The organism is Streptomyces sp. WELS2 (assembly GCF_013870595.1).
Taxonomy (GTDB): domain Bacteria; phylum Actinomycetota; class Actinomycetes; order Streptomycetales; family Streptomycetaceae; genus Streptomyces.
The window spans coordinates 1-5,618 of sequence record NZ_JACBWZ010000402.1; the positions used below are offsets into that span (position 1 = coordinate 1).

The following is a 5,618-nucleotide window of genomic DNA, read 5'->3' on the forward strand; positions in this document are numbered from 1 at the left end:
GACCAGCTTGGGCGTCTGCCGCCGGGGCAGCGGTACGGGTCCGCGGTCGCCGGTGTCGTGGTGTGCCGGCTGCTCGTCGCCCGGGCGGGAGCGGCGGGGGCGGAACAGGCCGCCGCGCTCGCTGTCCTCGTCCGGGAGAGCACCGGGGAAGTCCTCCAGCGCGTCGAGATCCACCGGCGCCCCCAGCTCGACCGGGCCGTCCAGCACGGAGGTCGGCGGACCGGGCAGCCGCAGCGGCTCCGGGGACCGCCCGCGGCCGAGCGCCGGCTCGCCGCCGTTGCCCGCGCGGTCCCGGTCGAGCCGGAAGCCGACGCCGTTGGTGTCCGGCACGTCCTCGGTGAGCAGCGCGTCGGGGATGAACACCACGGCGGTGGTTCCGCCGTACGGCGACGGCTGGAGGGAGACCCGGACGTTCTGGCGCTGGGCGAGACGGCTGACGACGAACAGGCCCAGCCGGTCGGTGTCGGAGAGTTCGAACTCGGGTGTCTCGGCGAGGCGCAGATTGGCGTCGAGGAGTGCCTCGGCCGTCATCCCGAGGCCCCGGTCGTGGATCTCCAGGGTGAAGCCGTTGGCGACCCGCTCGCCGACCACCTGGACGGCGGTGTGCGGGGGCGAGAAGACCGTGGCGTTCTCCAGGAGTTCGGCCACGAGGTGGGTGAGGTCGGCGACGGCGGGCCCGGTGACGGCGACCCTCGGCAGCCGCCGGACCTCGATGCGCTCGTAGTCCTCGACCTCGGCGACGGCGGCGCGGACCACGTCCATCAGCTGTACGGGGCGGCGCCACTGCCGGGAGGGCGCGGCACCGGAGAGGATCACCAGGCCCTCGGCGTGCCGGCGCATGCGGGTGGTGAGGTGGTCCAGGCGGAACAGGTCGGCGAGTTCGTCGGTGTCCTCGGTACGGCGCTCCATGCTGTCGAGCAGGGTGAGCTGCTTGTGCAGCAGCACCTGGCTGCGGCGGGCGAGGTTGACGAAGACCTCGGAGACGCCGGCGCGCAGTTCGGCCTGCTTGACGGCGGCCTCCACGGCGGCCCGCTGCAGGGTGTTGAGGGCCTGCCCGACCTCGCCGATCTCGTTCTTGTCGTACTCCAGCCGCGGCACCTCGGTCTCGACGTCGACCTGCTCACCGGCGGACAGCCGGCGCATCACGCTGGGCAGCCGGACGCCGGACGCCTCGTGGGCCTCCAGCCGCAGCTGGCGCAGGTCGCGGATGAGGCCGCGGCCGATCCGGATGGACAGGACGATGGAGACGAGGAGGGCGATCAGGCCGAGGAGGCCGACGACGGCCGCCTGCGCGATGACGCCGATGGCCACCGGCCGCATGCGGTTCTGGTAGCGGTCGCTCGCCCGGTCGTCCAGGGTGCCGAGCTGGTCCAGGACGGTGGCCGCGGCGGAGTCCCAGCTCTTGGCGGTGACCCCGCGGGGGGTGCCGGAGTCCATGGCGGCGACGGTCCGTTCGGCTCCGCGCAGGGGTGCCGTGGTGGCGTTCTTCCAGAAGCGTTCGTAGCGCGCGCGTTCGGACGCGGGCAGCAGCGGGAGGCTGATGTCGTACAGGAGGGTGCGCTGGGCGACGAGGTCGGAGACCTGCCGGGTCTCGTCCCGGGTGAGCCGGCCGACGACGAGGGACGAGCCGAGCAGGGCGTCCTCGCGGGCGAGCAGTTCGCGGGCGCGGTTGAGGTTGACCAGGGCGCGGGCCTGCTTCTCGACCTCGACGTCGTCGATGCCGACGAGGGAGGCGAGCAGCGCGTAGCAGGGGTCGACGAGGCGGTTGTAGAGGCCGAGTGCCTGGGCCCGGGTGAGGGAGCGCTCCTCGACGCTGCGGCGCAGGGAGTCGAGGCCGTCCAGGGAGTCCAGGACCGCGGTCAGGTGTTCGCGGTCGTCCGCCTCCAGGTCGTCCCGGACGTCCTGGTCCTCGGCGTTGCGGCGGAGCTTGGTGATCGACCGGTCGGTGGCGGCACGGGTGCGGTGCAGCGCGGGCAGGGCCTCGGCGGCCCGCGGGTCGGCGAGGTAGACGAGGGCCTGTCGGCGTTCCTGCTGGAGCACGCGCACGGTGTCCTCGGCCGGGTAGCCGATGTCCTCGACGGTGTCGGACACGCGGAACAGCTGGGCCACTTCCCGGCCTGCGAACACCGTGGCGAACGCCCAGACGCCGGTCAGGGACACCAGCGGCACGAGAAGCAGCGCCACGATCTTCCGGCGGATCGACTTCCCGCGAAAGCGCATGGCCTCCCCCAGCTCGACCCCCGCCGGTCGGGGGTGTTCATGTCCGTCAGCAAACGGCGCGAGCCTACTACCGCCCCACAGGTAACTCGAAGACATGTCTGGTGGGTGAAGTTCCGCATCGTGAGCGAGAGATGGCGAGTTGTCCGGGCATTAGGGGAGATTGCCACCGTGATCCGGAGGGTCGGGACCGGCCACTCGTGGCAACTTTGGCGGGCGGTTGGCCGGATTTTTTCGCTGCGCGGGAATCTTCGCGCGGTCTCGTTCGTCCTCCTCTATGGGAATTGGGGGCGGAATAGGCCACAGCGGCCGCATCCCGCGTCCCGGCGGCGTAAAGCGGCGCAAGCCGGGCAGCCACTGGGGAGACGGGGTCTTCGGACTCCGGGGCGAGCGGTCTGCCGGCGGTGGGGAGTGACACGGTGACGGGCACGGCGGAATGGCGCGAGACGCCCGGGAAGAGCGGGGCGGGTCACGCGCGGACACAGTGGGACCGCACGGCACCGCGGGGCGGCGGCGGGCCCGGCGGCGACGAACGGCGGTACGGCTACCGGCCGTACGGCGGTGACGAACCGCGGTACGACCACCGGCCGTTGTGGGTCGAGGAGCCCGCGCGCCGGCATCCGGTGCCCGATCCGGTGCGCGCAGCGGCGGTGCGGGCCGTCCTCGTCATCGCGGTGACGCTGATCCTGGCGATGGTCGCGTTCCTGTGCGCGCTGGCCGGTTCCTGGCTGGCGTTCCCGATGGTGATGGCCGGCGTGGCCGGCACGGTGGTGGCCACGTGGGCCGCGGTCGACGTGTGGGTGACCCGCCAGGTGTGGAACCAGCGGCACGGCGTGATCTCGGAGCCCAGCAGCACGGCCCGGGCCCTGCGCCGGGAACGGCGGGCCCGGCGCCGCGAGGAGCGCGCGGCCCGGCGGGAACAGGGGCGGATACGCCGCAGGGGTGGGGCGGGGCAGCTGTCGCACTCCTGACCGGGCGCTTCGATAGCATCGCGTTCCGTATGGCGCACGATGAGGCGCTGTGCGCAACGAACGCGTCCGCGCGCCAACGAGAGTGGAGCCATGCCCCGTACGCAGAAGCAGACCGGCCGCAGCGAGGAGACCGGTCGGGAGCCGCGGCGCACGGAGAGGCAGGGCGGCCGTGGGGCGGCCGGCGCGGTGCAGTCGGTGGACCGTGCCGTGAGCGTGCTCGAGATCCTCGCCCGGCACGGCGAGGCGGGTGTCACCGAGATCGCCGAGGAGCTCGGCGTCCACAAGTCCACGGCGTTCCGGCTGCTCGGCGTCCTGGAGAACCGGGGTCTGGTGGCCCAGGCCAAGGACCGCGGGAAGTACTGCCTGGGGGCCGGTGTGCTGCGCCTGGCCGGAGCGGCGGCGGTGCGTCTCGACATCTCCCAGGAGGCCGTCCCGGTGTGCCGGGAGGTAGCCGACGAGCTCGGTGAGACGGTCAACGTCGCCGTCCTCGACGACGACGCGGCGGTCAACATCATGCAGGCCCGCGGCACCGCCGCCGTGACCGCGCAGAACTGGCTGGGCAGGCGCACCCCGCTGCACGCCACCTCCAGCGGCAAGGTGCTCCTCGCGCACCTGCCGCCGACCCTGCGCGAGGGCCTGCTGGCGCGCCCGCTGACGCGGTTCACGGATCGTACGGTCACGGGTGCGGCGATGCTGCGCGCCGAGCTGGAGGCCGTGGTCCGGCAGGGGTACGGCGTCACGGTCGAGGAGCTGGAGCCGGGGCTCGCGGCCGTCGCGGCCCCGGTGCGCGCGCACGACGGCGAGGTGATCGCGGCGATCAGTGTGTCCGGGCCGGTGTACCGGCTCGACGCGGAGCGGCTGCCCAAGGTGGCCGAGCGTACGGCCGCGGCGGGCGCCGAGCTGTCCCGGCGGATGGGGTACGGCTTCTGACGACGGCGGCGCCGGACGCGCCGCGCCGCCCCGGTCCCGTTCCGCAGCGCGCGACGGTCCGTTCCGCAGCGCGCGATGTGCTGCGCGATGCGGAACGGACCGGGGACACGTGGCCTGCCTACGGGGCGCTCGGCGCCGGCTTCTTGTACATCCGCGTCGCCGTGATCTCGCTGTGCACCGTCTCCCCCGCCTGGGGCGGCTGGGGCAGACCGGGCCGCAGGTGTTCCTCGACGCTGATGTACTTCAGGCCCGCCCGCAGGTCGGCGTCGTTGCGCAGACGGATGACCAGCGGGAACTCGGCGAGCGCGGTCGTGTCGAACAGGCCGGTGGTGTACAGCAGCTGGACGCCCAGCGCGTCGGACACGGCCCGCTGGAGCTCCAGCAGATAGGTCGCGTTGGCGCGGCCGATCGGGTTGTCCAGGAACAGTGTGCCCGCGTGCCGGTGCTTGTCGCGGCCGCGGTCGTTGGAGCGGAGCGCGGCCATTGTGCAGTACAGGGCGATGGCCGCGGTGAGCAGCTGACCGCCGGAGAACACATCGCCCATCTGGCCGACGGGGACGCGCTCGGCGCGCAGCACGGCGTCGGGCTTGAGGATCTCGACGGCCACGCCCTTGGGCTGCAGGGCCGCGGCGACGCCCCGCAGCAGCAGGGACATCCCGTCGCGGCGCAGGTCGGAGTTCTTCTTCACGGCCGCGCGGGTGGCCTCGTCGATGACCTCGCCGAGCCGTTCGGTGAGCGTGGCCTGATCGGGTTCCTCGAAGCGGATGCGCAGGAACTCCTGCCCGGACCACTCGCCGAGCCCCTCCGGCAGCCGGGAGAGCCGCTGGGCGGAGCGCAGGGTGGCGAGGGCCGACTCCACCAGGCCGCGCAGCCGGTCCACGATGGAGTCGCGGTTGCGCTCCAGCTGGGCCAGTTCGTCGGTCAGCACGCGCAGCCGGGGCGCGAACGCGTCCGCCCACTTCTGGGCGTGCTCGGGCAGTGCGGAGGCGGGCAGTTCCCGGATCTGCTGCCGGGCGGGGGTGCGCACCTGCTCGTAGCGCGTGGAGTTGGCGTGCCGGACGAGGACGTCGCTCGCCTCGCGCACGGCCGCCTCGGCGGCGGACAGGTCGGCGGCGCAGCCGCGCAGGGAGCGGCGGGCCTCGGCGGCGGAGTGCCGGGCCTCCTCCAGGGTGCCGGGGTACGGCTCCGGCTCCTCCGGATCCTCCTCGGGCGCCTGTTCGCGCAGCAGGTCGCGGAGCATGGCGGCGATCTCGTCGAAGCCGCCGGCCGCGTCCTCGGCGGCGCGGTGGGCCTCCAGCAGCCGCGTGTGCGCCTCCCGGGCCTCGGCCAGCGCCTCGGTACGGGCGGCGAGTTCGGCCGTGGCGGTGCGCAGCAGCGCCTGGGCGTGCTCGGCGTCGCGCGGGATCAGTTCCCCGGGCAGTTCGGTGTGCGCCTCGCCGTCCTCGGGGGCGAGCCGCTCGGCCTCGCCGCGCAGCCGCCCGAGCTGCTCGCTCGCGGTCG

3 protein-coding genes and 1 pseudogene are annotated in these 5,618 nt (G+C 73.8%); 2 read left to right on the plus strand and 2 right to left on the minus strand.

From position 1 onward, the window contains the following. Window positions 1-2,220 (minus strand): nitrate- and nitrite sensing domain-containing protein (locus tag H5J33_RS21615; protein ID WP_181796574.1); only part of this gene is annotated, 2,220 nt, incomplete at its 3' end. 416 nt (window positions 2,221-2,636) lie between these two features. Between H5J33_RS21615 and H5J33_RS21620 the strand changes: the two genes are divergently transcribed. Together H5J33_RS21620 and H5J33_RS21625 are read left to right on the plus strand one after the other, a co-directional pair. Further along, window positions 2,637-3,188, plus strand: a complete 552-nt coding sequence (locus tag H5J33_RS21620; protein ID WP_309485460.1) for a hypothetical protein — start codon at window positions 2,637-2,639, stop codon at window positions 3,186-3,188. Window positions 3,189-3,278: 90 nt separating this feature from the next. Then, window positions 3,279-4,118, plus strand: a complete 840-nt coding sequence (locus H5J33_RS21625) for an IclR family transcriptional regulator (protein ID WP_181796576.1) — start codon at window positions 3,279-3,281, stop codon at window positions 4,116-4,118. A gap of 118 nt (window positions 4,119-4,236) precedes the next feature. Here H5J33_RS21625 and H5J33_RS21630 read toward each other — a convergent pair. Then, window positions 4,237-5,618 (minus strand): annotated as a pseudogene (locus tag H5J33_RS21630) (hypothetical protein); the annotation flags it as partial.